General features: G+C 67.2%; 27 protein-coding genes, 2 tRNA genes and 2 pseudogenes. 15 read left to right on the top strand and 16 right to left on the bottom strand.

Going from position 1 to position 26871, the window contains the following annotated elements; translation table 11 throughout:
• Positions 1-86: 86 nt before the first annotated feature.
• From ACP696_RS03720 to infC, 4 genes and pseudogenes are all read right to left on the bottom strand, one after another.
• Positions 87-2012: an alpha/beta hydrolase family protein gene (locus tag ACP696_RS03720; protein WP_426043470.1), complete on the bottom strand. Its 1926-nt coding sequence runs from the start codon at positions 2010-2012 to the stop codon at positions 87-89.
• Positions 2013-2069: 57 nt separating this feature from the next.
• A pseudogene (locus tag ACP696_RS03715) lies at positions 2070-2243 on the bottom strand (MFS transporter); the annotation flags it as partial.
• Between the two features lie 99 nt (positions 2244-2342).
• On the bottom strand, positions 2343-4250 hold the full coding sequence (locus ACP696_RS03710; protein ID WP_426013265.1) for an alpha/beta fold hydrolase: 1908 nt from the start codon (positions 4248-4250) through the stop codon (positions 2343-2345).
• 180 nt (positions 4251-4430) lie between these two features.
• Positions 4431-4952, bottom strand: coding sequence for a translation initiation factor IF-3 (infC, locus tag ACP696_RS03705; protein ID WP_426012979.1), 522 nt, complete (start codon positions 4950-4952; stop codon positions 4431-4433).
• A 268-nt stretch (positions 4953-5220) separates the two neighbouring features.
• On the opposite strand from infC, the gene ACP696_RS03700 reads away from it, so the two are divergent.
• Positions 5221-5868, top strand: a complete 648-nt coding sequence (locus ACP696_RS03700) for a YitT family protein (RefSeq protein WP_426012977.1) — start codon at positions 5221-5223, stop codon at positions 5866-5868.
• A 101-nt stretch (positions 5869-5969) separates the two neighbouring features.
• On the opposite strand, the gene ACP696_RS03695 is transcribed toward ACP696_RS03700, so the two are convergent.
• Positions 5970-6944, bottom strand: a complete 975-nt coding sequence (locus ACP696_RS03695) for a glycosyltransferase family 9 protein (protein ID WP_426012976.1) — start codon at positions 6942-6944, stop codon at positions 5970-5972.
• Entirely contained in the window at positions 6941-8107 is a 1167-nt protein-coding gene (locus ACP696_RS03690) for a glycosyltransferase family 4 protein (protein WP_426012975.1), read from the bottom strand. Before ACP696_RS03690 ends, ACP696_RS03695 begins: the two co-directional genes overlap by 4 nt.
• Positions 8108-8164: 57 nt before the next feature.
• Between ACP696_RS03690 and ACP696_RS03685 the strand changes: the two genes are divergently transcribed.
• The gene (locus tag ACP696_RS03685; protein WP_426012974.1) at positions 8165-9037 is read left to right on the top strand and encodes an alpha/beta fold hydrolase; all 873 of its coding nucleotides are present in this window, start codon (positions 8165-8167) and stop codon (positions 9035-9037) included.
• Positions 9038-9044: 7 nt separating this feature from the next.
• Here ACP696_RS03685 and ACP696_RS03680 read toward each other — a convergent pair whose 3' ends face one another.
• Complete coding sequence (locus tag ACP696_RS03680; protein WP_426012972.1) at positions 9045-9905, bottom strand: SDR family oxidoreductase; 861 nt, start codon at positions 9903-9905, stop codon at positions 9045-9047.
• Between the two features lie 323 nt (positions 9906-10228).
• Between ACP696_RS03680 and ACP696_RS03675 the strand changes: the two genes are divergently transcribed.
• The 4 genes from ACP696_RS03675 to ACP696_RS03660 all read left to right on the top strand — a co-directional run bounded on the left by ACP696_RS03675 (position 10229) and on the right by ACP696_RS03660 (position 13004).
• Positions 10229-10303 (top strand) — tRNA-Gly (locus ACP696_RS03675).
• A 46-nt stretch (positions 10304-10349) separates the two neighbouring features.
• Positions 10350-10424 (top strand) — tRNA-Gly (locus tag ACP696_RS03670).
• A 130-nt stretch (positions 10425-10554) separates the two neighbouring features.
• On the top strand, positions 10555-11187 hold the full coding sequence (locus ACP696_RS03665) for a hypothetical protein (protein WP_426012969.1): 633 nt from the start codon (positions 10555-10557) through the stop codon (positions 11185-11187).
• Positions 11188-11246: 59 nt separating this feature from the next.
• Positions 11247-13004, top strand: a complete 1758-nt coding sequence (locus ACP696_RS03660; RefSeq protein ID WP_426012968.1) for a DUF885 domain-containing protein — start codon at positions 11247-11249, stop codon at positions 13002-13004.
• On the opposite strand, the gene ACP696_RS03655 is transcribed toward ACP696_RS03660, so the two are convergent.
• Positions 12931-13512 (bottom strand): hypothetical protein, encoded by a 582-nt coding sequence (locus ACP696_RS03655; RefSeq protein WP_426012967.1) that lies wholly within the window; start codon positions 13510-13512, stop codon positions 12931-12933. The two genes, ACP696_RS03660 and ACP696_RS03655, sit on opposite strands and share 74 nt — an antisense overlap.
• Positions 13513-13579: 67 nt before the next feature.
• Between ACP696_RS03655 and ACP696_RS03650 the strand changes: the two are divergent.
• The 3 genes and pseudogenes from ACP696_RS03650 to ACP696_RS03640 all read left to right on the top strand — a co-directional run bounded on the left by ACP696_RS03650 (position 13580) and on the right by ACP696_RS03640 (position 15706).
• A pseudogene (locus tag ACP696_RS03650) lies at positions 13580-14468 on the top strand (sugar kinase).
• A 141-nt stretch (positions 14469-14609) separates the two neighbouring features.
• Positions 14610-14999, top strand: coding sequence for a helix-turn-helix domain-containing protein (locus ACP696_RS03645; protein ID WP_426012965.1), 390 nt, complete (start codon positions 14610-14612; stop codon positions 14997-14999).
• A complete protein-coding gene (locus ACP696_RS03640) occupies positions 14996-15706 on the top strand; it encodes a DUF6456 domain-containing protein (protein WP_426043469.1) in 711 nt (236 codons plus the stop codon). The genes ACP696_RS03645 and ACP696_RS03640 overlap by 4 nt, the downstream gene beginning before the upstream one ends.
• Positions 15707-15904: 198 nt before the next feature.
• On the opposite strand, the gene ACP696_RS03635 is transcribed toward ACP696_RS03640, so the two are convergent.
• The 3 genes from ACP696_RS03635 to ACP696_RS03625 all read right to left on the bottom strand — a co-directional run bounded on the left by ACP696_RS03635 (position 15905) and on the right by ACP696_RS03625 (position 17731).
• Positions 15905-16357: a PA2169 family four-helix-bundle protein gene (locus ACP696_RS03635; RefSeq protein WP_426012962.1), complete on the bottom strand. Its 453-nt coding sequence runs from the start codon at positions 16355-16357 to the stop codon at positions 15905-15907.
• A gap of 67 nt (positions 16358-16424) precedes the next feature.
• Positions 16425-16724, bottom strand: a complete 300-nt coding sequence (locus ACP696_RS03630) for a hypothetical protein (protein WP_426043468.1) — start codon at positions 16722-16724, stop codon at positions 16425-16427.
• A 65-nt stretch (positions 16725-16789) separates the two neighbouring features.
• The gene (locus ACP696_RS03625) at positions 16790-17731 is read right to left on the bottom strand and encodes a rhodanese-related sulfurtransferase (RefSeq protein ID WP_426043467.1); all 942 of its coding nucleotides are present in this window, start codon (positions 17729-17731) and stop codon (positions 16790-16792) included.
• A 94-nt stretch (positions 17732-17825) separates the two neighbouring features.
• Here ACP696_RS03625 and ACP696_RS03620 point away from each other — a divergent pair, with 94 nt between their 5' ends.
• Complete coding sequence (locus ACP696_RS03620) at positions 17826-17987, top strand: hypothetical protein (protein WP_426012956.1); 162 nt, start codon at positions 17826-17828, stop codon at positions 17985-17987.
• Positions 17988-18013: 26 nt separating this feature from the next.
• Here ACP696_RS03620 and ACP696_RS03615 read toward each other — a convergent pair whose 3' ends face one another.
• A complete protein-coding gene (locus ACP696_RS03615; RefSeq protein WP_426043466.1) occupies positions 18014-18436 on the bottom strand; it encodes a SufE family protein in 423 nt (140 codons plus the stop codon).
• A 42-nt stretch (positions 18437-18478) separates the two neighbouring features.
• On the bottom strand, positions 18479-19342 hold the full coding sequence (locus ACP696_RS03610) for a sensor histidine kinase (RefSeq protein ID WP_426012953.1): 864 nt from the start codon (positions 19340-19342) through the stop codon (positions 18479-18481).
• A gap of 188 nt (positions 19343-19530) precedes the next feature.
• On the opposite strand from ACP696_RS03610, the gene ACP696_RS03605 reads away from it, so the two are divergent.
• Positions 19531-21255 (top strand): sensor histidine kinase, encoded by a 1725-nt coding sequence (locus ACP696_RS03605; protein WP_426012951.1) that lies wholly within the window; start codon positions 19531-19533, stop codon positions 21253-21255.
• A 139-nt stretch (positions 21256-21394) separates the two neighbouring features.
• On the opposite strand, the gene ACP696_RS03600 is transcribed toward ACP696_RS03605, so the two are convergent.
• A complete protein-coding gene (locus tag ACP696_RS03600; RefSeq protein ID WP_426012949.1) occupies positions 21395-22291 on the bottom strand; it encodes a hypothetical protein in 897 nt (298 codons plus the stop codon).
• A gap of 69 nt (positions 22292-22360) precedes the next feature.
• On the opposite strand from ACP696_RS03600, the gene ACP696_RS03595 reads away from it, so the two are divergent.
• Positions 22361-22702 carry a DUF1491 family protein gene (locus ACP696_RS03595; RefSeq protein WP_426012947.1) on the top strand — a complete coding sequence of 114 codons (342 nt, stop codon included), beginning with the start codon at positions 22361-22363 and terminating at the stop codon, positions 22700-22702.
• Between the two features lie 111 nt (positions 22703-22813).
• Here ACP696_RS03595 and ACP696_RS03590 read toward each other — a convergent pair whose 3' ends face one another.
• Positions 22814-23509: a 2OG-Fe dioxygenase family protein gene (locus ACP696_RS03590; protein WP_426013264.1), complete on the bottom strand. Its 696-nt coding sequence runs from the start codon at positions 23507-23509 to the stop codon at positions 22814-22816.
• Positions 23510-23744: 235 nt separating this feature from the next.
• Between ACP696_RS03590 and ACP696_RS03585 the strand changes: the two genes are divergently transcribed.
• A complete protein-coding gene (locus ACP696_RS03585; RefSeq protein ID WP_426012945.1) occupies positions 23745-24125 on the top strand; it encodes a hypothetical protein in 381 nt (126 codons plus the stop codon).
• A 19-nt stretch (positions 24126-24144) separates the two neighbouring features.
• Here the strand turns inward: ACP696_RS03585 and ACP696_RS03580 are convergent, their stop codons facing one another.
• Positions 24145-24297, bottom strand: a complete 153-nt coding sequence (locus tag ACP696_RS03580) for a hypothetical protein (protein ID WP_426012943.1) — start codon at positions 24295-24297, stop codon at positions 24145-24147.
• A gap of 205 nt (positions 24298-24502) precedes the next feature.
• On the opposite strand from ACP696_RS03580, the gene ACP696_RS03575 reads away from it, so the two are divergent.
• Positions 24503-26104: a peptide chain release factor 3 gene (locus ACP696_RS03575; RefSeq protein WP_426012941.1), complete on the top strand. Its 1602-nt coding sequence runs from the start codon at positions 24503-24505 to the stop codon at positions 26102-26104.
• Positions 26105-26257: 153 nt separating this feature from the next.
• Positions 26258-26869 carry a DUF3885 domain-containing protein gene (locus tag ACP696_RS03570; RefSeq protein ID WP_426012939.1) on the top strand — a complete coding sequence of 204 codons (612 nt, stop codon included), beginning with the start codon at positions 26258-26260 and terminating at the stop codon, positions 26867-26869.
• The last annotated feature ends 2 nt before the right edge of the window (positions 26870-26871 follow it).

Below are 26871 nucleotides of genomic sequence, written 5' to 3'. Positions count from 1 at the left end.
GGCGGTTCCGGAAAGGCGGGGTTAGTACGGGAAAGGGGCGGCGAAGGCAAGAGCCGTCTCCGCCCCTCGGCCCGTCGCGCTGTCGGTCAGTTCGGCGGATTGTGCTTTTCGAGGAAGGCGACGGTTTCCGACAGCATCTGCTGGCGGGTGCCCTCGCGCGAGAGCCAGTGGTCCTCCGCCTTGAGGGTCACGAACTCGACAGGCTTCTTGGCCTTTTCCAAGGCGCGGCGCATGGCTACGCTCTGATCGTAGTAGACGACCGTGTCATCCTTGCCGTGGATCAGCAGCACAGGGCCGTCGGCCTTGTCGGCGAAATTGACGGGGGAGCGTTCCCGGAGCTTGGGGTCCGACGACCGCTCGACGCCCATATAACGTTTCCAGTAGCGCACGGCGGTGCTGTCGGGGCCGCTCTGGCTGCTCTCCTTGGCGAGCATCTGGGCCATGTCCGAAACTCCGGCCACGGCGACGGCGCAGCGATAGACACCCTTGTCCAGGGTGATGCCGGCCAGGGCCGCGTAGCCACCATAGCTCGCGCCGGCGATGCAGACCCGCTTGGGATCCACGACGCCCTGTTGCGCGAGGTAGCGTACGCCGTCCGACAGGTCGGTTTGCATCTTGGCGCCCCACTCGCCATAGGCGGCCTCGATAAAGGCGTGACCGTACCCTGACGAGCCGCGGAAGTTGGCCTGCAACACGGCGTAGCCACGCGAGGCCAGGGCCTGGGCCCACCAGTCGAACCCGGCGGTGTCGCGCGACTGCGGCCCGCCGTGCGGCATGACGATCAGCGGCAGGCCTTTGGGCGCCCTACCGTTGGGCAAGGTCAGGTAGCCGCTGATCTCCAGGCCATCGGCGGCCTTGTACTTGATAGCCTTCACCGTCGCGATGTCGGCGCTGGTCAAGGCGGGATAGGCCGCGCCGATCCGCTTCACCTTCTTAGCGCCCAGATCGACGAGATAGTAGCCGCCCGGCTCTCCAGTACCCTCCACATAGACGATCAGCTTGGCGTAGTCGGGCGTGTTGGAGGTCAGGCTCACTTGGCGTCCGGCGAACACCTGACGCACCTGGGGCCAGATCGCCTTCAGGCGCGGCTCGAAGAAGTCATATTCGGTGTAGACGTCCGTATAGGACAGACCCACCAGTCGACGCTCTTCGTCGGTGATCGTGCCGAACGGTTTGTCGGGGCCGAAAAACTCGCCCTGTTTGCCATCCGCCAACGCGAACGGCGCCAGGCGCCACCGGTCGTTCTTCTCGTCCCAGAGGGTGAGGATAACCGACTTCTCGTCCAGCGACCGACCCACGAGGTCGGGCTGATCAATGGGCGCGATTTCGCTATAGGCCTGTTCCCAGCCGCCATGACGCAGTTCGAGCCGCCAGGCGCCGTCCTTGGCGCGATACTTGACCCGCGCCAGGACTGTCCCGTCGGACTTGGCCAGGAATTCCTTGGTCTCCGCGTCGCCCATCTGTTGCTTGCGCGCCATGCCCGTTTCCGGGTCCATGCGGTAGAAATCCAAATGGCCGTCGTCCTGCCAGCTCTGCGCCTCCTTAGCGTAGAGGCTGGCCCAGATCACAGGTTTGCCTTCCAACGTGCCGCCATGCGGCGTGTCCATCATCACGTTGAGGACCGATTGTTCCGAACCGCTGGGCAGTTGCACCATCGCGCCGGTCTTCACGTTCAGGCTCAGCGCCTGATACCATTCGCCGACATAGGCGATGTTGGCGATACCGACGGTTGTCGAGACCTGAATCATGACATGAGTGCCGTCGACCCAGCTTACCGCCCTCACCTTGCGCGGGCCTAGATTGGCCGATTGCAACACCGTGCCGTCCAGCCCCATGGCGACGACGGTGGCGGCGCCGCCCTCATTGGCGATGTAGGCGATGTCGGCGCCATTCGCCGAGATCGAGACGTCGCTCATAGCCGGCAGGCGGCCATAGGCGTCGATCGGCGACGCCACCGCCGCGCCAATTCCGACCAACGCGGCCAAGGCGGCGCCCGCGAACAACTTCAACATGAAAACCCCCGAACTCTACCCGTCTGGGGTAACCCGGCCAAGGTAGAGCTGTCCAGCCTATGCCGCCGCCTTGGCCCTGTGCTCGATCGTCAGGGCGAAGGCGATGGCCGGGATCATCAGCGCGGCGCCGAACCAGTAGGGCCCGCCGATGGCCAGGCCAAACAAGGGGCCGGCCAGCATGGGTCCGCTCATCCGGGCCAGCGAGCCGGCGGCCATGTTCAGGCCCAGCAGGGCGGGGGTTGAGAGCGTGGACATCGGGCCGCGCGGTTTACGCCAGATCACGCGCCCTGGCGACCGCTGTCCGAAATTTCACCGGGCGTCTTTGGCCGGTCAGTTCGGCGGGTTGTTCTTCTCCAGGAAGGCCACCATCGCGGTCAGCATCTGCAGTCGCGTCGCGCCTCTGGATAGAAAGTGATCCTCGCCGTCGAGCGTGACCAGTTCGACCGGCTTGCCCGCCTTCTTCAGGGCGTCGACCATCAGGGTGCTCTGGACATAGGGAACGGTGGTGTCGTCCTTGCCGTGGATCAGCTGCAGCGGGATCTCGATCTTGTCGGCCATCTTGGCCGGCGAGATCAGGGCCAGGTCGGGGTCCTTGAGGCCATCGGCGCCCATGAACCGCAGCCAGTAGCGCTGAGCCGAGTTATTGCCCGTCTCGAAACGCTTGCTGCCGTCGACCACGAACCGCTTGAGGTCCGAGAGGCCGGCGACCGACGACGCGCAGCGATAGACGCCGCGATCCAGCGTTGCGCCGGCCAGGGCCGCGTAGCCGCCATAGCTGGCGCCGACGATGCAGACGCGCTTGGGGTCGATTGTCCCCTGCGTGGCCAGATAGCGTACGCCGTCCGAGAGGTCGGTCTGCATGGTCTTGCCCCACTGGCCGTAGCCCTTTTCGAGGAAGGCCTGGCCAAAGCCGTCCGAACCGCGGAAATTGGGCTGCAGCACCGCATAGCCGCGCGAGGCCAGGGCCTGGGACCACCAGTCGAAGCCCGGCATATCGCGCCACGCGGGGCCGCCGTGCGGCAGCACCAACAGCGGCAGGTTCTTGGGCTCCTTGCCGCGCGGCAGGGTCAGATAGCCGGTGATCTCCAGGCCATCGGCGGCCTTGTACTTGACCGGGCGAACCTCGGAGACGCCGTCGGGCGTCAGCTTGCTGTAGATGTCGCCCAGCCAGCGGGCGCTCTTGGCGTCCAGATCCACCAGCGCGTAGGCCGGGCCCAGGGTAGGCGAGTCGACCTTGACCACCACCTTGCGCCGGTCATCCGACCAGGATTCCAGCGAGACCTGGTCGCCGGGAAAGGCCTTGCGCACGGCGCTCCAGTTGGCCTGGGTCTTGGTGTCGAAGAAGGTATAGCGGCGCTCGTCGCCGACCAGGCTGTAGCCACCCAGCAGGCGCGAGCCGTCGGGCGCGGGGATCGGGCTGTCGTAGTCGCCGCTGCCCGGCACGTCGACGTGGCCGCCGTCTGAGGCGTATTCGCGCAGCAGGGTCTTGTCGGTGTCCTCGTCATAGGCCCAGACCAGCACGCTGCGCCCGTCGCGCCCCATGCCTTTAACGCCAAAGGAGCCCATCTTCGAGACGGTCTTCTCGACCGTGGTCCACCCGCCGTCGCCCTTGACCTTCAGGCTCCAGGCGCCCTGTTTTTCGTCATAGATCGACTGGGCCAGCGGCTGACCCGCGGGAGAAACCAGCCAGTCGTCGGTGTTTTCGCTGCCGCCGCTGTCCAGCATCTTGGTGACGCCGGTCTTCAGATTAACCCGGTAGAGGGTGTTCCAACCGCGATTGTCGTTGAAATGCACGCCCTCGACGAAGGCTTGGGGTACGCCGTCGATGAACCGCACGTCGGGCGTTTCCAGAATGACGTTCATCGCGCCTTCCTGGTTTTTCAGCAGCAGGGTCTGCTTCTTGGTGACCAGGTTGAAGTCGAAGCCCATCAGATATTCGCGCTTGGGCCCGCTCAGACCAAAGACCTCGGCGGTGCTTGAGGTGGTGATCAGCACGTGCTCTTGCCCCGCCCACTGCACGGCGCGCAACTTGGTGTTTCCGAAGTTCATGGCGCTGAGCAGTTTGCCGCCCTCGGCCGCCTCACGGACGACCAGCATCCGCTTCTCGCCGTCGGTCACCGCGATCGCCAGGAGCTTGCCGTCAGGCGAAATCTCCACCTGTTCCAGGTTGGGCAGGCCGCCATAGACCGACAGAGGCGTCACCTCGGCCTGGGCGACGCCCGCCAAGGTGCTCGCCATGGCGACGCAGGCCGAAACGACGGCCAGAAAGCGTTTCAAAACTTAGGACTCCCCGATACCGGGGGCAACCTGCCCATTGTCGCGCTTGTTTGCAAGGTGCGGTTGCGGGCGGCTGGGCAAGGAAAAACGCCCCGGCCGATGGGCCGGGGCGTTTTGCAGAATGGGCCTGAAAGCCTGGTCCTAGCGCGGGGCCAGGATCATGATCATCTGGCGGCCTTCCATGCGCGGCTCGTACTCGACCTTGGCGATCTCGTCGAAGTCGGCCTTGACCTTCAGCAGCAGCTTCATGCCCAGCTCGGGATGGGCCATTTCACGGCCGCGGAAACGCAGGGTCACCTTGACCTTGTCGCCTTCCTCGAAGAACCGGCTCATCGACTTGGCCTTCACGTCATAGTCGTGAATGTCGATGTTGGGGCGAAGCTTGATTTCCTTGAGCTCGACGATCTTCTGCCGCTTGCGGGCCTCGTTCTTCTTCTTCTGCTCCTGGAACTTAAACTTGCCATAGTCCAGGATTTTGCAGACGGGAGGGTTCGCGTTGGGAACGATCTCGACCAGGTCCAGGCCAGCTTCCTCGGCCGCTTCGAGCGCGGCGGAAATCGGCATCTCGCCTTGCTTCTCGCCATTGTGGTCGATCAGCAGGACGCGGGGGACCCGAATGTCTTCGTTGATACGCGGACCATCCTTGACGGGCGGCGTTTGCATAGGACGGCGAATAGGGCGGCTCCGGTGTTGTTTAAGGGCGTTTGCACCACGATAGCATGAACGTAGCGCTATGGCGTTGAATAGGTTCGCGCGGCGCCCTGGGGACGCCGCGTTCGCCTAGTGATATATGACGAAGGAGTCCCGCGCTATCAAGGCGCCGCGCGTCCAAGGCCCCGCTTTTTGGGCCTTGTCGTGTCAGGAACGGGTAGGGGAGCGAGGCGTTCGGTCGGGCTGGCCTTCATTTCCAGCCGTGATCCGTTCAGTCCCGATGACCATCTCCCCCGTGGCGGCCCCCGTCGCCTCCGCCTCCGCGCCCGCTTCAGCCGCGCGCCATACGCCGATCGAGGACGTCCACGCCCTGCTGATCGGCTCCAGTTTCATTGCCGTGGGCCTGACCCTGCTGAAGGCCGCGGGCCTGTCGACCGGCGGGCTGGCGGGGGTGGCGCTGATCATCTCGTACCTAACCCACTGGCCGGTCGGGGTGCTGTTCTTCCTGATCAACATTCCGTTCTATGTTCTGGCCCAGCGCACCCTGGGCTGGGTGTTCACGGGCAAGACCCTGGTCACCAACCTGCTGCTGATGGGCCTGGCCTGGGCCATGCCGCACTGGCTGAAGATCACCGGCGTCGACCCGTTGTTCGCCGCGATCTTCGGCGGCACGATCATCGGCATGGGGATCCTGGCCCTGGCGCGGCACAAGTCCAGCGTCGGCGGCATCGGCGTGCTGGCCCTGTGGCTCTACGAGAAACGCGGGATCAGCGCCGGCAAGGTGCAGATGGCGTCGGACTGCGTGATCGTGGTCGCGGCCTTCGCGGTGATCTCGTGGGACAGGCTGCTGCTGTCCATCCTGTCGGCTGTCGCGCTCAGCGTGGTGATCATCGCCAATCACAAGCCTGGGCGGTACGAGGGGTATTGAGATCGGAACTGAGCTGGGGACATTCACTTGTGCGTGTCCCCACTCGGAGGCATGACGCCAAGACCCGGGGACACGCACAAGTGCATGTCCCCGCCCGGTCCTCAGTGCGGTAGCAGCGAGATCGCGGCGCTGGCCACGGTGCTGACGGGCAGGGCCTTGAGGTCCGGCGAGCGGATTACCGCCACATGGCCGCGCGGGCCGCACAGTTCGGGATCGGAGGCGTCGGAGAACAGGGCGATGGTCGGGGCGCCGGCGGCGGCCAGCAGGTGGGTGGGGCCGGTGTCGTTGCCGATCGCCAGGGCCGCCTTGGCGCCCAGCACGGCCAGTTGGGCGAAGTCGGTGCGGCCGGTCAGGTCGCGGGCCTGGCCGACCGCCTTTTGGATCTGGCGGGCCATGGCGCTTTCCTGCGGGCCGCCGATGATGACGATATCCAGCCCCCGCGCCTTCAGCAGCGCCGCGAGCTGCGCATAGCTCTCGACCGGCCAGCGCTTCTCGGGCCGATGGGCCGAGCCGCCCGGCACCAGTAGCACATAGGGCTTGGCCGCCGTCGCGCCAGCCACTGGGCCGCGGGGCTCCTTGGTGCGGCGCAGAATCCAGGTCAGGTCCGGCGGCGGGGCGCTGCCGGGCTCGGTGGGGGCGTCGGGCCAGATGCCAGCTTGCTTCAGCTGGTCGGCCTGCCGCTCCAGGGTGTGCATGTGGTCGCGGGCCTTGCCGCGCTGGGGCAGGGCGCAGCCCGTGGCGATGCCCGACCACTGTGGCGGAAAAGGCCGCAGGGCCTGAAAGTACCAGTTGCTGCGGCTGTTGGTCTGCAGGTCATAGACCCTGTCGTAGCGCGCCTTGCGCATCCGGCCGAGCATGGCTGTCAGGTCGCCGAAATCGCCGGGCCGCCCGTCGGTCTCGATGGTGTTGAAATAGGGCGACAGCCTGGCCAGGGCTTCGAAGGGCGGGGTGGTGAGCAAGGTGATCTTGGCGCGCGGATGGGCCTCGCGAATCTTCTTCATCGCCGCCAGGGCCAGTACGAAATCGCCGAGGGCGCCCAGCTTGATGACCAGGACCTTCTTGACTTCCTTGCTCAACTCTTCGTCTCCAGAACGCGCGCGTAGACCTTGAGCGTTGCTTCGACCATCGCGTCAACAGAATACAATTTACGGGCGCGGGCCCGGGCCGCCATGCCCATGATCTGACGTCGCGCCGCGCCCGCCTCGCAAGCGTTGGACAGGGCCTCGGCCCAGGCTTCCGGGTCGCCCGGCTTGACCAGCCAGCCGGTGTCGCCGTTCAGCACGGTCTCGCGCGCCGCCCCATGATCGGCGGCCATCACCGGCTTGCCCATCACCTGCGGCTCGACCGCCGTGCGGCCGAAGGCCTCGGGCTCCAGCGAGGGCGCGATGGCCAGGTCGGCGACCAGATAGGCGGCCGGCATGTCGTCACAATGGCCGCACAGCTTGACGCTGTCCTGCAGGCCCGCCTGGGCGATCATGTGTTCCAGCTCGGCCCGATAGGCCTTGCGGCCCTGGTCGTCGCCGACCAGCAGCAGCAGGATGCGCAGCTCGCCGACGGCCTTGAGCTTGGCCAGGGCTTCGATGGCCAGGGCCTGGCCCTTCCAGCGGGTCAGCCGGCCGGCCAGCACCACCTTCAGGCGGCGATCCTCGGACGATACGCCCCAGGCCTTGCGCAGCGCGTCGACCCGCTCGGCCGAGACCAGGCCGGGCTCAAACCGGGTCAGGTCGACGCCGCGCGGGATCGCCACCACCTTGTCGGGCAAAATGCCGTGCTCGGCGATGACGTGGGCGCGGGTATATTCGGAATTGGCGATCACCAGGTCGCCCTTGGTCATCACCGCGTTGTACCAGCGCTTGAGGCTGGACTTGGCGTTGTAGACTCCGTGATAGGTCGCGATGAACGGCACCTTCGTCGCGTAGGCCGCCCACAGGGCGCTGAAGGCCGGAGCGCGCGAGCGGGCGTGGACCAGGCTGACCTTTTCACGGCGGATCAGGTCGACCAAGCGGGCGGCGTTGCCCAGCATGATCAGCGGGTTCTTGGTCTGGGCCGGCATCTGGGCCAGGCGACCACCATCGGCCTCAAGGCGCGCGGCCATCCGTCCGCCCTTGGTGGCGACCAACGCCTTGCCGCCCTGGGCGATCACGCCGTGGGCCACGTCGATCGTCGTCTGCTCGGCGCCGCCCGTTTCAAGCTCGGGGGTCACTTGCAGAAGCGTGAAATCATCGGGGAGAATGGACACGCGTTGCTCTGGCGAGGGTTACGGGGTCGTAGTTATCGAAATGAACAAGGCCGCGCCATGACCGATTCCGTTGAATACCACGCCCGAGACGACAATTTCAGGTTGGCCTATCACAAGGTTATCGGCGATGGCCCGACCGTGGTCTGGTTGGGCGGCTTCCACTCGGACATGACGGGGACCAAGGCGCAGGTTCTGGCTGACCAGGCCCAGGCCACCGGCGGCGGCTTCGTACGCTTCGACTATTTCGGCCACGGCGCATCGGACGGCGATTTCGCCGAGGGCACCATCAGCCGCTGGCGCGAGGACGCCCTGTCAGTGATCGACGACCTGACGACGGGCCCGCTGGTGCTGGTGGGCTCGTCGATGGGCGGCTGGATCGCGTGTCTGGCGGCCATCGCCCGGCCCGAGCGTGTCAAGGCCATGGTGCTGATCGCCCCGGCTCCGGACTTCACCGAAAAGCTGATGGAACCCGAACTTTCCGCCGAGGCCAAGACGGCCATCGCCCGCGACGGCTTCTGGACCCGGCCTTCCGACTACGAGGACGGCGGCTATCCGATAACCCGCGAACTCCTGGAAGACGGCGCGCGCTGGTCGATCCTGCAAGGCGCCGTGCCGATCGACGTCCCCGTGCGCGTTTTGCAAGGCGGTGCCGATCCGGATGTGCCCTGGACCCACGCCCTGGAACTGGCCAACAGCCTGACCTCAAGCGACGTGGTCTTCACCCTGATCAAGGACGGCGATCATCGGCTGTCGCGGCCCCAGGACCTGGAGCGGCTGGTGGCGGCCGTGGCCGAGGCGCGGTCACGGATCGCGACGGAAGGCGAAGGCGACCTGGTCTCCCGCCGCCTCGCCCGAGCCGCCCGCATCCGCGGTGCGCCGAACCTGGAGGCCCTGGCGCCGGCGCCGTGGGCGAGCGCCGAGGAGGAGTAGGGCGACCCTAGCCCCCGCCCGCCAAAATCGCCGCCAGCCCCTCTCGATAGGTCGGATATCTCGGCCGCCAGCCCAGCTCGGCCTTGGCCAGGGCGTTCGAGACGCGCTTGTTCTCGGCGTAGAAGCGGCGGGTGGCGGGCGACAGGCCCAGTTCGTTGAACGGCAGGTCCGGCGGCACGGCCACGCCCAGCAGGCCGGCGGCGTGTTCCATGACATCCTGCGGCGGGGCCGGTTCGTCGTCGCACAGATTATAGACGCCGCCCGCCCTGGGCCGGTCCAGCGAGGCCAGCAGGCCGGTGACGATGTCGTCCAGATGGATGCGGCTGAACACCTGGCCAGCCTTGACTATACGCCGGCCCTCGCCGGCCCGCAGGCGGTCCAGCGCGCTGCGGCCAGGGCCGTAGATGCCGGGCAGCCGGAAGGTGGTCACGGTCAGGCCCATGCCGCGCCCCACCTCCTGCCAGTCGCGCTCGGCGCCGACCCGGCGGGCGCCCTCGACCGACTGGGCCTTCAGCGGGCTGCTTTCGAACACCCAGCGGCCCTCGAAGTCGCCATAGACCCCGGTGGTCGACAGATAGCCGATCCAGTCGGGAAAGGCCTGGGCCGCGGCCAGGGCGGGGATCACCGCCTCCAGGCCGGGGCAGCCCTCGGCCGTGGGGGGAGCGGTAATCAGCACGGCGTTGACGCCGGTCAGGGCGGCGGTCATCGCGGCGCGGTCGTTGGCGTCGATGGTCTCGATCCCAAGGGCGCGCAGCGACACGGCGCGGTCAGCGCCCCGCGTCGTCCCGACGACGCTCCAGCCCTTCGCGACCAGGGCCTTGCAGAAGGCCAGGCCGACATAACCCAATCCGAACACGAACAGACGCAAACGCTAAGTTCCTGAAAATGAGGGGGCGAATGAACGGGCAAAACGAGCCTCGGCGCAACCCCAGTTGCTCCCCCTTTGGGGCCTCTGTGGGGGAGGTGTCGGCGCAGCCGACGGAGCGGGGAGTGATTGGACGCGGGCCACGAACAAGATCGACGACCCCAATACTCCCCCCACCGGCCTTCGGCCGCCTGCCCCAAAGGGGGAGGAGTTTGCAATGTCCACCATCATGCGCCGCAACCCTCCCTCAGACCGCTTGCCAACCGCGGGGCGCTCTGCCATAAGCCGCCTCCTCGTCGCGGGGCGCTGTTTCAGCCCTCGCCGATGCGGGCGTAGCTCAGTGGTAGAGCACAACCTTGCCAAGGTTGGGGTCGAGAGTTCGAATCTCTTCGCCCGCTCCATTCTCCGGTTTTCGGAGCGTGGAACGAGACCCAGAAGATCCCGGATGCGGGCGTAGCTCAGTGGTAGAGCACAACCTTGCCAAGGTTGGGGTCGAGAGTTCGAATCTCTTCGCCCGCTCCAATTTCCTCCCCAGAATTTGAAGCGTGACGCATCCGGTGGGCCTTGGGTGCGCTGCGGAACCCACTGTGAAGCTAGCCGTTTATAAACGGCGTTCACCTGCGTCGGGCCGGTGAAGGTGTAGGAACGGCACATGACTCGAATGAACCTTGGACGCGCTCGCCTGGCCTCTATGACGGTTGCTGCGGCGGCGCTTATGCTGGCTGGCCAGGCGCACGCCCAGGCAAGAGCCAAGATCCAGGAGACCGCAGCCGAGCGCCAGATCCAGCCGGAGGATCCGAGCAGGGATCCGGGCAAGGTCCCCGCCAAGGTGGTGCAGAAGAAACCCGCCGACGAGACCAACGAAAGCTGGAAAGACGGCGCGCGCAAGAAGACCCTGGAGATCGGCACCCAGCCGGCTCGCGACGTCGGCGTGATGAAGCGCGACGTACCGCCGATCCTGGCCAAGGCCGCCAGCGACCCTTACAACATCAAGGGCCTGAAAACCTGCAAGGCGCTGGCCGCCGAGATCGCCAGCCTGAACGGCGAACTCGGCCCCGACTACAACGTCGGCAACGAGTACAAGGAAAACCGCGTCGGCCGTCTGGCCGAGGCGGGCGGCAAGACCGTGGTCAACGCCATCATCCCCTTCCGCGGCCTGGTGCGCGAGGTCTCGGGCGCCGCCCCCGCCGAGCGCCGCATGAACGCCGCCCTCGACGCCGGCTTCGCCCGTCGCGGCTTCCTGCGCGGCGTCCACGCCAAGCAAGGCTGCAAGACGACGTTCTAGCCGTTTGGGCGGCGCCGCGATTCCTGCTCTAACCGCGAGGCTTTAGCGGGGAACTTCCAATGTTCAAGTGCGTCCTTGTAGGTCTGGCCTTGACCCTCGCCCTGAATGGCGCGGCGGCCGCCGCGACGCCCAGCGCCGCCGACCGGCTGGATCAGGCCGTCAAGGCCTATGAGGCCGCCGGAGCGGGCGAGGACGACGGGGAGGGCGGGGCCGACGAGGCTTCGCGCTTCAAGTTTCCGCCAGTAGGACCGGCCGCCGACGCCACGCGTAAGGCTCAGCTGACGGCCGCCCGCCAGGCCCTGGACGGCGTCGACCTGGCCGGCCTGACCCCCGACCAGCGCCTGACCCACGCCATCCTCAAATGGAGTCTCGACGAGCGGCTGGAGGGCCTGTCGTTCGACGAGGCGCGGATGCCGTTCAACACCGACGGCGGCTTCGACGTGACCCTGCTGTACCGCGCCAACGGCATGCACCTGAAGAGCGAGGCCGAGGCGCGCCAGTGGATCGGCCTGCTGGCCGCCACGCCCGACTGGTACGCGGCCAATATCACCAACGCCCGGCGCGGGATCAGCACGGGCTTTGTCCAAGCCGTCCCGACCGCGCGGGCCGTGCTGGACCGCGCCCGCCGAACGGCCGCCACGCCGCTGGTCGACGAGCCGCTGCTGGCCCCGCTGCGCGACCTGCCCGCGTCCATCCCCGCCGATCGCCGAGCCGCCCTGCTGGCCGAGGGGTCCGAGGTGCTGGCCGACAAGGTGGCGCCGGCCCGCGCGGGATTCGTGACCTTCCTGGAGACCGAATATCTGCCGTACGCCGCCAAGAGCCTGGCCGCCACCGACCTGCCCGACGGCGCGCGCTACTATGCCTTCCTGGTGCGCCGCCATACCACCACGACCATGACGCCCGACGAGGTCCACGCCCTGGGCCTGTCGGAGGTGGCGCGCATCCGGGGCCGTATGCAGACGGTGATGCGGCAGGCGGGCTTCACGGGCGACCTGCCCGCCTTCATCGCCTTTCTGCGCAAGGACCCGCGCTTCTACGCCACCAGCCGCCAGCAGCTACTGGAAAAGGCCAGCGAGATCGCCAAGCGGGCCGACGACCAGCTTCCGGCCCATTTCGGGACCCTGCCACGCCTGACCTATGGCGTGCGCCCCGTGCCGGCCAGCATCGAGCAGGGCTACACCACCGGCCGCTATTTCGGCGGCGACCCCAAGACCGGCCGGGCCGGCGGCCTGATGATCAACACCTCGGCGCTCGACCAGCGCGGCCTCTATGAGTTGCCAGCCCTGGTGCTGCACGAGGGCGCGCCAGGCCATCACATCCAGACCTCGCTGGCCCAGGAACAGACCGGCGTCCCGGACTTTCGCAAGACCGTCTATTTCAACGCCTATGGCGAGGGCTGGGGCCTTTACTCGGAATGGCTCGGCGAGGAGATGGGGCTCTATCGCGACCCCTATGAACTGTTTGGCCGGCTGTCCTACGAGATGTGGCGGGCCTGCCGGCTGGTGGCCGACACGGGCCTCCACGCCAAGCACTGGACGGTCGACCAGGCCAAGGTCTGTTTCGTCGAAAACACCGCCCTGTCGCCGGTCAATATCGACGTCGAGGTGGCCCGCTACATTTCCTGGCCGGGCCAGGCCCTGGCCTACAAGGTGGGCGAGTTGAAGATCCTCGAACTGCGCCACCGCGCCGAGGCCGCGCTGGGGGACAAGTTCGACGAGCGGGCCTTCCATGACGCGGTGCTGCTCAACGGCTCGCTGCCGCTGGCGGTGCTGGAGGCCAAGGTGGACGCGTGGATTCTGGAGCGGAAGAAGGGCTAGTGCCCGCCGTCCAGTCGGTTGATGTCGGATAATCTCGAAACCGCCAGCCGGTGTCAGGCGAGTCGACCAAGACAGCAGCCTTGCGCGGGACGCAGCGATTGATCGACGCCCCCATGTTGATCGCCAGGCCCGATAGCGGACGAACCTCCACCCCGTCCGGATGAGTATAGGCCAGGGCGCCGCCGTCGGCCTGACCCGCGGGCAAGAAGGCCGGGTCGATCAGGGTGTCGAACGCCGCTTCTCCCGGACGGGGTCGTTGGCCCGGCAACATCGACGCCGGTCTGTCCTCGCCGATCGCGCAGACCTGAAACCAGTCGCCCGTTTCGAGGCGAGCCAGATCAATCGGCTGATGTCGCGCCAAGGCTGTAGTGAAGGCGGCGTCGAAGGCGCGGTCGGCGTCTGACATCGCCACCTCGTCGCAACTCGCCAGCAGGCCGGCCGCGCAGACCATGACGATCGCTCGGGCGCCAAGGGTCAAGGCTTCACCGATCGTGCGAATGACGTTCATCGAGCGCGGCCCTTCAGGTTGGCTGACCTAAGGCGATAGACTTGCAGAATTGATGTAGGGCCAATGCATGGTCGAGCTGTCGCCGGAGGGCGAGGGTCTGCATCGGATGAGTTATGCCGGCGACACCTTCAACACCGCCGTCTACCTGGCCCGGCTGGGCGACTTGGTCGCCTACTGCACGGCGCTTTGGCCAAGACGACCCCTTCAGCGAGGGCGCCCTTGCGGCCATGCGGCGCGAGGGGCTGGACACCCGGCTGGTGCGCGAGGCCGAGAACCGCCTGCCGGGCCTTTACGTCATCGTGTTGGACGACAACGGCGAGCGGAAGTTCCACTAGTGGCGCGAGCGGGCCCCAATCCGCGACCTGTTCTCGCAGCATACCGCCGACCAGCTGATCGCCGCGGCCAAGGCCAGCGACCTGGTCTATCTGTCCGACGTCACCCTGGCGGTGATCGGCGACATCGGTCGGGCGCGGCTGAAGGATATTCTGGCCTATGTCCACTCGCTGGGCGTGGCGGCGGCCCTCGACTTCAACTACCGGCCCGCCTTGTGGGCCACTTCAGAGGCGGCTCGCGAGGCGCTCGATGGCGTCGTACCGTCCTGCCGCTACATCTCGCTGAGCAGCGAGGACAGCCGCCCGCCCTATGGCCGCGAGGCCGAGGACCTGGCCGCCGAATGGGCCGCCACTGGCGCCGAGGTGGTGGCGCGCGACGAGAGCCACGCGATTAATGTCCACACCCCCGAAGGCCGCATCGCCACGGCCGCGCCGCAGCGGGTCAAGGCGCTGGACACCACCGGGGCGGGCGACAGTTTCAACGCCGCCTACCTGCACTCGCGCCTGGCCGGACTGGCCATCGAATCGGCGGTGATTCGCGGCCATGAGCTGGCCGCGGCGGTCGTCGGCTGCAAGGGCGCGATCCTTCCGAAAGCGTCGATGCCCGTTTGGACGCGGGGATAGAGGGGCTCCCATCTGAGTACAATCAAAGGTTTATATTCCTACTAGACGCGCGTAATAGGAAAGTTATCCTCTACCCCGGAATATCGGCCTAGGCTGATGGTCAGACGGCGTCATTGGGGCGTCGACCACTGGGGGTGGTACATGATTGCTCAAGCGCTCGAAGACCTGTGGGCGATCACGCCCGACCCGCGTCGCGACCGATTGGCCGCGGCCTTCGTCACCCATACCGTGGCCCTGGCCACCGGGGTGTCGCCGTCCGAGATCGCCTCGGTCGGCCGCACCAGCAAGGCGGCGGCCCGCGCGCGGCAGATCGCCATTTATCTGGCCCACGTCAATTTCAACTGGCCGCTGCTGCGCGTGGCCCTGGCCTTCAACCGCGACCGCACCACCTGCGGCCACGCTTGCCACCGCATCGAGGACATGCGCGAGAACGCCGCCTTTGACGCCCAGATGAACGCCCTGGACGCCTGCGTGAAACAGGCGCCCGACACCATCCCCGACCTCACCTGTCACCAAGGCGCGCGGCGGTGAGCGGTGTCTTCGAGCGTGAACTGGAGGCCGAGCGCCTGGCCGCCCGGGCGGCGCGGCTGCTGCAGCGGCCCGGCGCGCTGCTGGAGGCGAAGGGCCTGGGCTATGCCGTATGCTTCGGACCGCGCCAGCGGGCGATGCTGGCCATGGACGAGGCCGCCTTTCGGGCTCTGGCGCGTGAGTGGGGCCTGATTGTCCGGCGCGAGGGCGGTTGGCGGTTGGCCCCGCTCCAGGGCCCGGCCTTGCCGCCCCCCGGCCGTCCTGGCGTCATCGAGGGTGAGCGGGTGGTGATCGAGGGCAGCAGCGCCCACGTGGTGTTGAAGGCCAATCTGGGCGAGTCCCCCTTGGCCTGGCTGGCCCGACGCGGCGGCATCGAGCCCGTCGAGATGGCGGCGGGCGAGCGGCTGCGCGAGGACTTCCAAAAGGCCGGCACGCTGGGCCGTCTGACCATGAACTGGGACACCCAGCCACGTTCCGCAGGTGGCGGCCAACGCCTTGAGCCGGCGTTGCGGGCGCGGGCGGCCAAGGACCGGATCGCTGCGGCCCTGGCGGCGGTGGGTCCGGGACTGCGGGAGATGCTGGAGCGGGTGTGCCTGGCCGAGACCGCGCTTCAGGCGGCGGAACGTGAGTTGGGCCTGCCCAGGCGGTCGGGCAAGACGATCCTGAAATTGGCGCTGCAGCGACTGGCGAGCCACTACCGGATGGCGTGATCAGCGCGGGCGAAAGGGGGACAAACGCTCAACCTCCTGCCCGTGCCGACAGGGCAGAGGGCGTGGGATGAGTGTGTGTCCCCCGACTAGACGCTAGAGCATTTTTCGAGCGGAAGTGGTTCCGGTTCGCCTGAAGAAAAGTGCGTTAAAACAAAAGATTAGAGCTCACGGCCGGACGTAGTCAGGTGGGGAAATGCCCTAATGCTGCAGCGACTTCTTGAGGTCGCGCATCTGGTCGTGGCCGGACTTGACCGAGGTCCAAGCCTTTTCGATGGCGGCTCGGGTCTGGGTGTCGACGTCGGTGTCGGCCAGGGCTTTTTCGAACTTGTGCTTGATGTGGTCCTCGCCGGCCTCGACCTCGTTGACCACGGCTTCGTCGCCCTTGGTCAGGCTCTCCTTCAGGTTGACGAAGGCTCGGTGGGCGGCGGCCAGGATGGTGCCGTCGTCCTTGGCTTCGCCGCCCAGGCGGCGGACTTCGTTCTGCAGGTCGGAGGCCACCGAGCGACGCTCCTGGGCGCGCTGGGTGAACAGGTCCTTGAAGCGGGCGCCGTCGGCGTCCTTGGCGGCTTCTTCATAGCCGTCGGCGCTGTCGATGGTGGTTTCCACCAGGCCGTTGACGAGCTTTATGTGGTCTTCGTTGGTATGGGCCATGAGAGGCTCTCCTTGGAATGGTGACCAGTCTAACGCGGGGCTCGGCCGAAAGGTTCTAAGCGGCGGCTTAGACGGCCTTCTTGCCGAGGAAGCTCCAGGCGGTGGCCGCTGCGGCGATAGCCGGGGCCCGGGTGCGGCGGTTGATCAGCAGGGCGCCGACCGCGACGGCGCCGACCACGGCCAAGGCCACGGGCACCTTGTAGCCAGCCAGGGTGATCTTGCCTTGGGCGTCCGGCGTCAGGGCGTAATCGACCGGCGGGGCCGGCGCGGCCTTGGAGCCGAACAGGCCGGAAAGCTTGTCGCTGAGGCTGGAAAAGAGGCCCGACGAGGCGGCGGGCTTGCCGTAGGAGGCGTCATAGGCGGCCATGGGGAGGCTCCGTCAACAAGGGTGAGCCTCGATAACGCGGACGACGCGGCGATGATCCCGACCGTTCAGTCCGTTTCACGCGGCGGCATCACCGCCCCCACATGCGCGATGCCCAGCTGCCGTGCCCGGGCCGCCTGGCGGTGGCGTTCGGCGTAGCGGGCCTTGGCGTCTTCGTCGCGTTCGTCGTGGCAAGCGGGGCAGGCGACGCCTTCGACATAAAGCGGTGACGCGCGATCCTCCGGCCCCAGCGGCCGTCGGCAGCCCCGGCACAGGCCGTGCGTGCCGGGCGTCAGCCCATGGCCGACCGCCACCCGCTCGTCGAACACGAAACATTCGCCGCGCCACAGGCTCTCGTCGGCGGGCGTGGTCTCCAGATAGTTGAGGATACCGCCCTTGAGGTGGAAGACCTCCGGCACGCCCTCGCTCTTCAGGAAGGCCGTGGACTTCTCGCAGCGGATGCCTCCGGTGCAGAACATCGCCACCTTGGGCGGCGGCGCGGTTGGATCCCAGGTCTCGCGGAAGGCGCGGAACCAGGCGGGGAAGTCGCTGAAGCTGGAGGTTCGGGGATCGATCGCGCCCTCGAACGTGCCGATGGCGGCCTCATAGGCGTTGCGCGTGTCGATCACCACCACGTCTTCCTGGGCGATCAGAGCGTTCCAGTCGGCGGGCTCGACATAGGCGCCGGCCTGATTGGCGGGGTCTAGTTCTCCCGCCCCAAGGGTGACGATCTCGCGCTTGATCCGCACCTTCATGCGGTGGAAGGGCATGGCGTCCGCGTCGGCGAACTTTAGCTCAAGCGTGCCGCAACCGGGCAAGCCGCGGATGTGGCCCAGCACCTGGTCGATCGCTTCCGGCGGGCCGGCGATGGTGCCGTTGATCCCTTCGCGAGCCAGCAACAGGGTCCCCTTTATGCCCAGGCCGCAGCACAGGGCGGCCAGCGGTCCCTGGATCGCGGCCGGGTCCTCGAAGGTGGTGAAACGATAGAGGGCGGCGACGCGGAAGCTCATCGGCTGGCCATAGGCCGTGACGCCTTTCTTCTCAAGCGTGACAGGTTCTCAAGCGTGACTGGAACTAATGTTCAGGTAGCGCGGTTTAGCCGTCATGAGCATCCTGATCATCATCGTCGTCGCCCTCGTTCTGCTTGGCCTAGCGCTCTATGCGGTCCAACGCAGCCCCATTCCCTCGCCGGTCAACTGGCTGCTGCAGCTGGTGCTGATCGTCATCGCGATCTGGTTCATTGGAACCCGGGCGGGCTTCTTCTAAATCTCGACCGATGCGGTCGGCAGGATTCAGCTCAGCGCCACGGCGTCGCGCTGAATCCGCGCCACCATCGACTTGAGGCCGTTGGACCGCTGCGAAGACAGCGCCTCCGACAAGCCGAGCCGCGCCATGGCGGCCGCCGCGTCGAACGCCACGATGTCCTTGGCGGGTTGGCCCGAATAGAGCCGCAGCACGATCGCGATCAAGCCGCTGACGATGTGCGCGTCGCTGTCCCCGCGAAACACCACCGTGCCATCGGCCTGGGGCTGGGTGACCAGCCACACCTGGCTGGCGCAACCGCGCACCTTGTTGGCCTCGGAATGCTCGGCCTCGCTGAGCGGAGCCAGGTCCTTGCCCAACTCGATCACATAGCGATAGCGTTCTTCCCAGTCGCCAAGGACTTCGAATTCGTCGGCGAGTTCGCCGAGGGCGGCGTCGATCGGGCGTTGCATGGCGCGGGACTTAGTGCGCCGCCGCCCAAAGGGGAAGCCCGTTTACAGCCGTCCGCGCCCCGTTGCGGTCCGGGCTTGAACTTCCGGCAGGGTGACGATCGCCGTGAAGCCTTGGCCGGGCGCTGATTTCAGCCGCAGTCCGCCGTCCATGGCCCGGGTCAGCAGATCGACGATCGGCAGCCCCAGGCCAGCGCCTTCGGAACACCGCGTCAGCGTGCTGCCACCTTGCTCGAAAGGCCGGACGAGGCGGTTTAGATCGGCGGGATCCACGCCTTCGCCGTGGTCGCGGATCTCGATCTCCACCATCGCCTCTTCGATCCGTCGCGCCTCGATGACGATCAGCCCGCCCTGCGGCGAGTGAATGATGGCGTTCTGCAAAAGATTGCACAGGATGGTGCGCAGGCCTCGGCCGTCGGCGCGCAGGCTGGGCAGGACGCCGACCTCCGGCGCGACGATGCTGACGCCCTTGGCCGCAGCTTCCGCCCGCAATTGCAGGACCACGTCCTCGACCGCCTCGTCCAGGTCCTCGGACCCCAGGTCCAGGTCGGTGACATGGCCTTCCAGCCGAGCGATCTCGACGATCTGATTGACCAGCTTGAGCAGCTTCAGGCCGCTCTCATGCACCAGGGTGGCGTATTCCTTGTATTGGGGCGCCCCCAGGGGGCCGTAGAGTTCGCAGGACAGGATTTCGGAGAAGCCGATCACGGCGTTCAGCGGGGTCCGGAGTTCGTGGCTGACCATGCGCAGGAATGAGCGCTTCTGGTCGTCGAGAGCCTGTTTTCGACGCGCGCGCGCCGCCGCGCGACGGAATGTCGCGGTCTGAGACATCGGTCCCATGTCGGCGCCTACGCTCTCGCGAGGCGGTTCGGCATGGGGCGACGCATCGGTGATGGCCGGTGGCGGCATCAGGAACTCCCGGACCTTCTGTCCGTAACGCGAGCGACCACCTTTGAACCAAGGCGCTTACGAATCCGTTTCCGTCCACAGGAAGCTCGGGCGCTAACGATCGCGCGTCGATTGTGCGGCCTTGGGGCAGCGCCCGGTCCGCGTTAAGCTTTGACGACCAGAAACAGCGAAGAGGGATTCTCGCGGCCTTGGCCATTGACGGCGCCCAGATCCCGAACGGCCGGCCCCTGTCTGCGACGGGTGGCTTTGGCGCGGCCTATCTGTGGCGGCTGGGTTGGCTGGCGGCGGTGTTTCTGGCGGCGGGCGCGGCGGCCTTCACCGACGCCACCAGCCTGTACGTCTGGCTCGCCCTGGCGGCCGGAGGAGTTCCGGCCCTGGCGGCCCTGGCCGTCGGCGAGCGGCGGGACGAGCGCCTGCAATCCCTGATCCTGGTGCTGTGGGCCACCTGCGGCGCGGGCGCGGCGATCGTCACGGGCGGCGTTTCGGGCGCGATGAGCGCCTGGATCCTGGCGCCGGTGGCGGCCGCCTCGACCCTGTCGTCCCCCAGACGCTTGGCCGAAGGCGCCAGCCTGGCCTTGATTGGCGGCGCGGTGGCGGCCCTGACCCAGCTTTCCGGCCTGGCGCCCGCCGCGCCAGAAGGGCCGCTGGCCTTCATTCTCGGCTTCCTGTCCGTGGCCACGGTGGGGGTGGGCCTGGCGTCCGGCCTGATTCTCACCCATCGCGTCGCCCGAGAACGCGACAGCCGCCATCTCGTTGAACTCAACACGCTGCAGACCCTGGTCGATGGCGCGCCGCAGCTGCTGCTGGTGGTCAACAGCATCGGCCGGATCAAGACCCTGCGCGGCGTGGCGCCGCGCGGCGTCGGCTCGGTCAATCTGGTCAATGAAGGCCTGGTCACGGTCGCCAGCGCCGGGGATCGCCAAAAGGTCAGCGCCGCCCTGGCCGCCGCGCTCGAGGCCGGCGAGGCCAGCGTCTCGTTCGCGCCCCTTCTGGATCCGGCCCGCACGGTCAGCCTGGAATTGCGCCTGGTTTCTCCCGCCTTGCTGGTCGGGGTCATGCGCGACGCCACCGTCGAGCGCGCCCGCGAGACCGCCTTGCAGCAAGCCCGCGCCGAGGCCGAGAGCCTGGCCGCCGGCCGCGCCCGCTTCCTGGCGAACATGAGCCACGAGCTGCGCACCCCGCTCAACGCCATCATGGGCTTTTCCGACATCATGCGGGCCCGGATGTTCGGCCCGCTGACCGATCGCTACGGCGAATATGCCGAGCTGATCCATGAGAGCGGCCGCCACCTGCTGGACCTGATCAATGACGTGCTCGACATGTCGAAGATCGAGGCCGAGCGGTTCGAGCTGACGCGTGGCGAATTCGACGCCCGCGAGGCGGTAACGGCGGCCATGCGGCTGATGCGCGTCCAGGCCGACGCGGCTGGCGTGCAGCTGCGCGGCGTGCTGCCGCCGGGCGAGCTGGAGGTCGACGCCGACCGTCGGGCGCTGAAGCAGATCGTGCTGAACCTGGTGTCCAACGCCCTGAAGTTCACCCCGCGCGGCGGCCAGGTGACGGTCACCGCCGACGGCCATGACGGTGAGTTCGAGCTGGTGGTCGCCGACACCGGCGTTGGCATCAGTCCCGAAGACCTGGAACGCCTGGGCCGGCCCTATGAACAGGCCGGCGGTGTCGACCAGCGGGCCATGGGCACGGGCCTTGGCCTGTCGCTGGTGCGCGCCTTCGCCAAGCTGCATGGCGGCGAGATGCATGTGGAAAGCCGGATGGGCGCGGGCACCAGCGTCTCGGTGCGCATGCCGGTGCTGCTGCACGCGTCACGGCCGATGCCGGCGACCCTGGAGCCGATGGCCGAGCCCGAAGCCGAGCCTGAACTAGGCCCCAACGTCGTGAAGTTCGCACCGCCGCGGTAGGCGGCTCACACACTTGCCCCCACCTGACCGCTTCGCGGTCTGTCCGCCCCCATGGGCGCGGAGCCTTGAGCTCTTCCCCCTCTGGAGGAAGACGATCGCGAAGCGATCCGTAGAGGGCAAGTGTTCGCCGCCGGAGCGCCTACCGCAAGAACGCCCGCCCCGCCGCGAAATCGCCAACCTCCACATAGGCCCGCCGCACCACGTCCTGTCCCGCGCGGCCGGTGAACACGAATTCCAGCGTCGCGGCTTCGCGCGGGTCCAGCCGGCTCATGGCGTCGATGGCGTCGCGGGGAAAGCGGAATGACAAGCCCGTCTTCGCGCCGGCCGGCAGCAGGGTGACGGGCGCGCTGTCGCGGGTCTCGGCGCCGAACACCCGGCTGGCGTTGCGGGGAGCGGCGTTGGCGGCGAGCCCCTTGGCGTTGCGGGCGTTCAGATAGGGGCCCTGGGTGCGCAGCGTGTCGCGCAGCACCAGGCGGGCGGTGTAGGGCTGGGCGGCGTCGGCGAAAACAACCACTGCCCGCATCTGGTTGGCGCGACCCTCCAGGCCGAACACCAGTCGATCGGCGCCAAAGCCGGCCGGCTGCGACAGCCGCCAGATCGGAATGGTCGCCGAGACCGAGCGGTCGGCTTGCCAGGTGGCGCGGTCGCCCGGATAGGTCATCCGCAACATGGTCGAATAGCCGTCGAAGGCCTTGCGCACGCGGTCGGCGGCGGTTGTCAGGTCGCGGGAATTGCAGGGCGCGGCGCCGGCCTTGGATTGGGCGCGGGCCTCCAGCGCCGTGACCTGGGCCTCGCTGGCCCCCGAGCGCAGGGTCGCGCCCCGCGCCTGGGCCCGGGCGGCGTCCAGGGCGGAACCCACGCCGGGCTTGAACAGCCGGCAGCGGGCGTCGGCCGAGGTCATCAGCGTGCGTTCATAGAGCTGGTCGGCGGCGGTGGCGGCCTGGACGGCGGTCGCCGCGCCGAGCGCGGCGATGGCGACGAAAATCCCTGGCCACCGCGCCGTCAAACCCTCAAGGGTCTTGGTCTTCGACGTCATGGTCTCGTATTCTGCGAGAGCGGTTTCAGCAGGCAGCCTTAGGGCGCCGAGGTTGCGGTTCGGTTAGCGATGCTACTTTCCACGGATATCTGGGTCGGGGCCCTGATCCGCCGCGCCGAGCTGGGTGGGGCCTTCGCCATGGTGACGCGCAAGGGCGACCCGCGCGCCGGGGCGGTGCTGGTCAAGGCCGTGGACCGGCGCGCCAACACCGCGCGCCTTTATGGCGAGGCGACGCGCGGCGACGGCGAGCGGTTCTGGATGCAGCCGGTCCGCTCGGACTTCGAACCCGACCTGGACGCCTATACGCAGCGCGCCGCCCGGATCGATCCCGACATCTGGGTGATCGAGATCGAGGACCGCGAAGGCCGCCACTTCCTGACCGAGCCGGTGGAGGCCGATCCGGCCGCCTAGAGCATTTTTCGAGCGAAGTGCTTCCGGTTCGCGTGAAGAAAAATGCGTCAAAACAGAAGATTAGAGCTCGCGGCCTGACGCAGTCAGGTCGGGAAATGCTCTAGCAGTCTGCTACTCCCGCCGGAAGGTCGCAACCAGCACGTCGCGCCGCGCCGGCGCGCCGGGTTCGAGCGGGCGGATCGCCGTTACGCCATGCAGCACGCGGTGGTCGTCGAGGAACACCGTGTCGCGCGGGCGCTCCAGCGTGAAGCTGCCCAGGCGGGCGCCGTCATTGGCGTAGATGTCGGTGACGCCGCTGGCCACGTTGTGGCGATCCACCAGCATGACGATCACCCAATCGACGCCGTCGCGATGGGCGCCTTCGGGCGTGGGCAGCCCCGCCTCGCCATCGCCGGCCTCGATCCGGAACTGGTGGAGCTCGACGTGCCAAGCCTTGGGCGGATCCATCGTTAGCGGATGGAACAGCGCCAGGCCCGCGCCGATCACAGCCTGGGTCACCGGATGGTCGGCGATGGCGTCGTCGATTGGCGCGAACCAGCGCTGCACTCCGCCATTGAGGCCGTTGTGGTCGCGACTCTGATAGTGCGGCTGGTGGGGCTTGCGCACAATCTGCTCCGGCGACGCCGAAAAGGCCGCGAACCGCCGCCGCCGATAGCGACCGCCGTCGGCCATGAAGCGGTCCAGGCCGAGATCATTCCAGCTGTCGGCGAAGGCGTCCCAGCCTGCCACCGCGGGCCGGCCGAGCAGGGCGTCGGTCTCGCGCGGCGACACGCGACAGAACCCGGCGACGCGCAGGGCGGTGGTGATCGGGGATGGGATCAAGTGCTGCGGCTCCGGCGAGGGCGAAGCTTCCACATGGGGCGCCGAGGCGGGGTCGCCAAGCCTTGGTTCCGGGCTCGGCGCCGGCGCGATTGGGGATTTCCAGGCTTCCCAGGTTGTTAACCCTGCTCCTAAACCGGAACGAAAGCCCGCAGAGGCAGGATGACGCGGTTCTCCCCGAACGCCCCGATCCCAGCCGCCGCCCGGTGATTTCAAGGTTCCGATGCTGTTTCTGCTCAACGACGTCGTCCTCAGCCTCGACGCGGCCGAACCGGCCCCGCCGATCACCCGCGAGCGTTTCGCGAAGGTGTCGCTGAACTACGTCGGTAAGCTGGGTCAGGAGCTTTACGCCACCGAGCCCCTGCTGCATCACAAGGATCTGGAGAAGGCTCGACGCCTGGCCACCCTGATCATCGCCAAGATGCCGGACATCAACGCCGCGCTGTTCATCGCCCCGTCGCGCGGTTGCCTGGTTGATCAGGTGCAGGTGCGATATGCCCAGCTTGGGCCGGAGATCATGGGGTCGTTGTTCGAGCGGCAGAAGACCGGCGCGCTCAGCAATCTGGAAGCCGACCGTCAGGTCTGGCGACGCCTGGCGGCCTAGGCTGGTCTTTTGGGGCCGGCTAGAGCAAGCCGATCAGCCCTATCAGCCCTATCAGCCAGCTCAGCGCCACTGCGGCCAGCACCAAGCCCGCCACCGCGACGCCGAGGCACAGGGCCGTGCCTTGAGGGGTGCATGCGCCGCGTTGGTGGCGCGGGTCGTGAACCATAGCCATCGTCGTTTCCTCACTCGCGGCCGTCCCTCTACAGGGGAGCTATCGCCGTAAAATCAGCATGATCCGAAAACCCTAGGCTGCCTAGGGTCATATGAGAGTTTTCGTGCAAGCGGTATGGTTTGACGCAGCCGCAGCTCCGTCGGAAACGGCCGATCGGACGCCCGGGGAAGGTGACAACGGCGCGCCGGAGCGCTAACCCCCGCTGATGAGCACTTCTCTCGCCCTCGAGGCCGCGCGCCGCCGCACCTTCGCGATCATCAGCCACCCTGACGCCGGCAAGACCACCCTGACCGAGAACCTGCTGCTGGCCGGCGGGGCGATCCGGGCGGCCGGCGCGGTGCGGGCCCGCGGCCAGGCTCGCCGCACCCAGTCCGACTGGATGAAGATCGAGCGCGAGCGCGGCATCTCGGTCTCGGCCTCGGTGATGACGTTCGACCACGATGGCCTGATGTTCAACCTGCTCGACACCCCGGGCCACGAGGACTTCTCGGAAGACACCTACCGCACCCTGACGGCCGCCGACGCGGCGATCATGGTGCTGGACGCCGCCAAGGGCATCGAGCCCCAGACCCTGAAGCTGTTCGAAGTGTGCCGCCTGCGCGACATCCCGATCATCACCTTCATCAACAAGATGGACCGCGAGGCCCAGGACCCGTTCGAGCTGCTGGACGAGGTCTCCTCGAAGCTAGCCCTCGATCCGGCGCCGCTCTATTGGCCGGCCGGTTCGGGTGGACGCTTCAAGGGCATGCTCGACCTGCGCGGCCAGACCTTCATCCCTTACGCCAAGAAGAGCTCGACCGACGACGAGGGCCACCCGGCCGCCGTGTCGCTGAAGTCCAACGCCATCGTCCAGTATCTCGACCCAGAGGAGCTGTCGGAGGTGGAGGAGGGGGCCATGCTGGTCTCCGAGGCCGCCAAGCCGTTCGACGTCAAGAGCTTCCTCGAGGGCCACATGACGCCGGTGTTCTTCGGCTCGGCCTTGCGCCATTTCGGGGTCAACGAGCTGCTGGCCGGCATCGGCGCCTACGCCCCGCCGCCGCATGCGGCCAAGGTCAACAAGAGCGGCGTCGACACCCATGTGGCGCCCGGCGATCCGGAGGTCTCGGGCTTCGTGTTCAAGGTCCAGGCCAATATGGACCCCAACCACCGCGACCGCATCGCCTTCCTGCGGCTGACCAGCGGCAAGTTCGTGCGCGGCATGAAGCTCAAGGCCCAGAATACCGGCAAGGCCATGAGCGTCAACGCGCCGATCATGTTCTTCGCCAGCGACCGCGAACTGGCCGAGGACGCCTTCGCCGGCGACGTGATCGGCATCCCCAACCATGGCGTGCTGCGGGTGGGCGACAGCCTGTCCGAGAGCGGAACCCTGCGCTTCGCCGGCTTGCCCAATTTTGCCCCGGAAATCCTGCGCCGCGTTCGGGTTCGCGATCCGCTGAAGGCCAAGCACCTGAAAAAGGCGCTGGAAGGCCTGGCAGAAGAAGGGGTAACCCAGCTTTTCCGGCCAATGATCGGCAGCTCCGACTTCGTGGTCGGCGCCGTGGGCCAGCTGCAGTTCGAGGTCATGGCCGACCGCCTGGCCAACGAATACGCCCTCGACTGCCTGTTCGAGAACGCCCCCTATTCCGAGGCCCGCTGGGTCAATGGCGACCGCGCCGACGTCGAGGACTTCACCAACAAGCACCGCACCGCCATGGCCCACGACATCGACGACCAGCCGGTATTTCTGGGCAAGTCGTCGTGGGAAATCGGCTATGTCACCGAGCGGTTCCCAAAGGTGCGGTTCGAGCGAACGAAGGAGCGGGGGTAGGGGGTAGGGGGTAGCGGGTGAGGGGGGAAAGTGCGGGTGTGTCCCTCATTAGACGCCGCCCATGGAGGTCCTAGACGTCAACTATGCGCACTAATCCTAAAGCCGGCTTTCGATCCCTTTGCTGACCTTATTTACGCCACCTATAGAACAACGATGACCTTATCCTTTGGACCTGACTGGGAGCGAGACCTGTGGTCCTCACCCTATCGGCTCCGATTTGAGCTAAACCAGGGTGACTCCTACGTGACGATGTTCACGAGCAGCTACGATCGCGCACGCGTTCTAGCCCGTGCGGCTCTGCCCACAGACAACCTGGTTGGTGTCATCGCTGCCTATCCTGATCCCAAACGAGAATTGGGAGCCAAGCGGCGTGGCTGGACAAAGGGGACGGCCTTCGGACACCTCGAAGAGATGGGAGTGCCGACCGAGTCCAACCTAGCGACTTGGAGCGGTTATCGCTGGCAGGATGAGACGATCGACGATGAGGCTGAACCTTGGCTGCACCGCGCTGTAAGGCTGACTTGGGATCAAGCCGACATCTTGCTCTGGAACCAAGTTGCGCATGACATCGGCGTCATGCCGCAAGCGCCGGTCATGTCCAAACTTGTCGACCTAGAGCGAGGTGTGTCGGTCAACGCTTATGACGACCGGGGTATGGAGGTCACCTCCATCGCCAAGGAAACCACATCCGGACTCTACCAGCAGTTCGACAACTGGCTCTTGGACTACGATCGTTCCAGGATGGCAGAGGCCTTCGAAGGCTGACG

The sequence above is a fragment of the Caulobacter sp. DWR3-1-2 genome (genome assembly GCF_049896225.1).
Taxonomy (GTDB): domain Bacteria; phylum Pseudomonadota; class Alphaproteobacteria; order Caulobacterales; family Caulobacteraceae; genus Caulobacter.
This window is presented reverse-complemented; position numbering and strand designations above follow the sequence as displayed.

Excerpts from the sequence above, each read along its gene's own strand:
- ACP696_RS03645 (WP_426012965.1), top strand. The coding sequence starts at position 14,610 with ATGATTGCTCAAGCGCTCGAAGACCTGTGGGCGATCACGCCCGACCCG.
- ACP696_RS03610 (WP_426012953.1), bottom strand. The coding sequence starts at position 19,342 with ATGCCGCCACCGGCCATCACCGATGCGTCGCCCCATGCCGAACCGCCT.
- ACP696_RS03580 (WP_426012943.1), bottom strand. The coding sequence starts at position 24,297 with ATGGCTATGGTTCACGACCCGCGCCACCAACGCGGCGCATGCACCCCT.
- ACP696_RS03685 (WP_426012974.1), top strand. The coding sequence starts at position 8,165 with ATGACCGATTCCGTTGAATACCACGCCCGAGACGACAATTTCAGGTTG.
- ACP696_RS03630 (WP_426043468.1), bottom strand. The coding sequence starts at position 16,724 with ATGGCCGCCTATGACGCCTCCTACGGCAAGCCCGCCGCCTCGTCGGGC.
- ACP696_RS03615 (WP_426043466.1), bottom strand. The coding sequence starts at position 18,436 with ATGCAACGCCCGATCGACGCCGCCCTCGGCGAACTCGCCGACGAATTC.
- ACP696_RS03600 (WP_426012949.1), bottom strand. The coding sequence starts at position 22,291 with ATGACGTCGAAGACCAAGACCCTTGAGGGTTTGACGGCGCGGTGGCCA.
- ACP696_RS03585 (WP_426012945.1), top strand. The coding sequence starts at position 23,745 with ATGCTGTTTCTGCTCAACGACGTCGTCCTCAGCCTCGACGCGGCCGAA.
- ACP696_RS03665 (WP_426012969.1), top strand. The coding sequence starts at position 10,555 with ATGACTCGAATGAACCTTGGACGCGCTCGCCTGGCCTCTATGACGGTT.
- ACP696_RS03660 (WP_426012968.1), top strand. The coding sequence starts at position 11,247 with ATGTTCAAGTGCGTCCTTGTAGGTCTGGCCTTGACCCTCGCCCTGAAT.
- ACP696_RS03655 (WP_426012967.1), bottom strand. The coding sequence starts at position 13,512 with ATGAACGTCATTCGCACGATCGGTGAAGCCTTGACCCTTGGCGCCCGA.
- ACP696_RS03700 (WP_426012977.1), top strand. The coding sequence starts at position 5,221 with ATGACCATCTCCCCCGTGGCGGCCCCCGTCGCCTCCGCCTCCGCGCCC.
- ACP696_RS03570 (WP_426012939.1), top strand. The coding sequence starts at position 26,258 with ATGACCTTATCCTTTGGACCTGACTGGGAGCGAGACCTGTGGTCCTCA.
- infC (WP_426012979.1), bottom strand. The coding sequence starts at position 4,952 with ATGCAAACGCCGCCCGTCAAGGATGGTCCGCGTATCAACGAAGACATT.
- ACP696_RS03625 (WP_426043467.1), bottom strand. The coding sequence starts at position 17,731 with ATGAGCTTCCGCGTCGCCGCCCTCTATCGTTTCACCACCTTCGAGGAC.
- ACP696_RS03720 (WP_426043470.1), bottom strand. The coding sequence starts at position 2,012 with ATGTTGAAGTTGTTCGCGGGCGCCGCCTTGGCCGCGTTGGTCGGAATT.
- ACP696_RS03620 (WP_426012956.1), top strand. The coding sequence starts at position 17,826 with ATGAGCATCCTGATCATCATCGTCGTCGCCCTCGTTCTGCTTGGCCTA.
- ACP696_RS03595 (WP_426012947.1), top strand. The coding sequence starts at position 22,361 with ATGCTACTTTCCACGGATATCTGGGTCGGGGCCCTGATCCGCCGCGCC.
- ACP696_RS03575 (WP_426012941.1), top strand. The coding sequence starts at position 24,503 with ATGAGCACTTCTCTCGCCCTCGAGGCCGCGCGCCGCCGCACCTTCGCG.
- ACP696_RS03710 (WP_426013265.1), bottom strand. The coding sequence starts at position 4,250 with ATGGCGAGCACCTTGGCGGGCGTCGCCCAGGCCGAGGTGACGCCTCTG.
- ACP696_RS03635 (WP_426012962.1), bottom strand. The coding sequence starts at position 16,357 with ATGGCCCATACCAACGAAGACCACATAAAGCTCGTCAACGGCCTGGTG.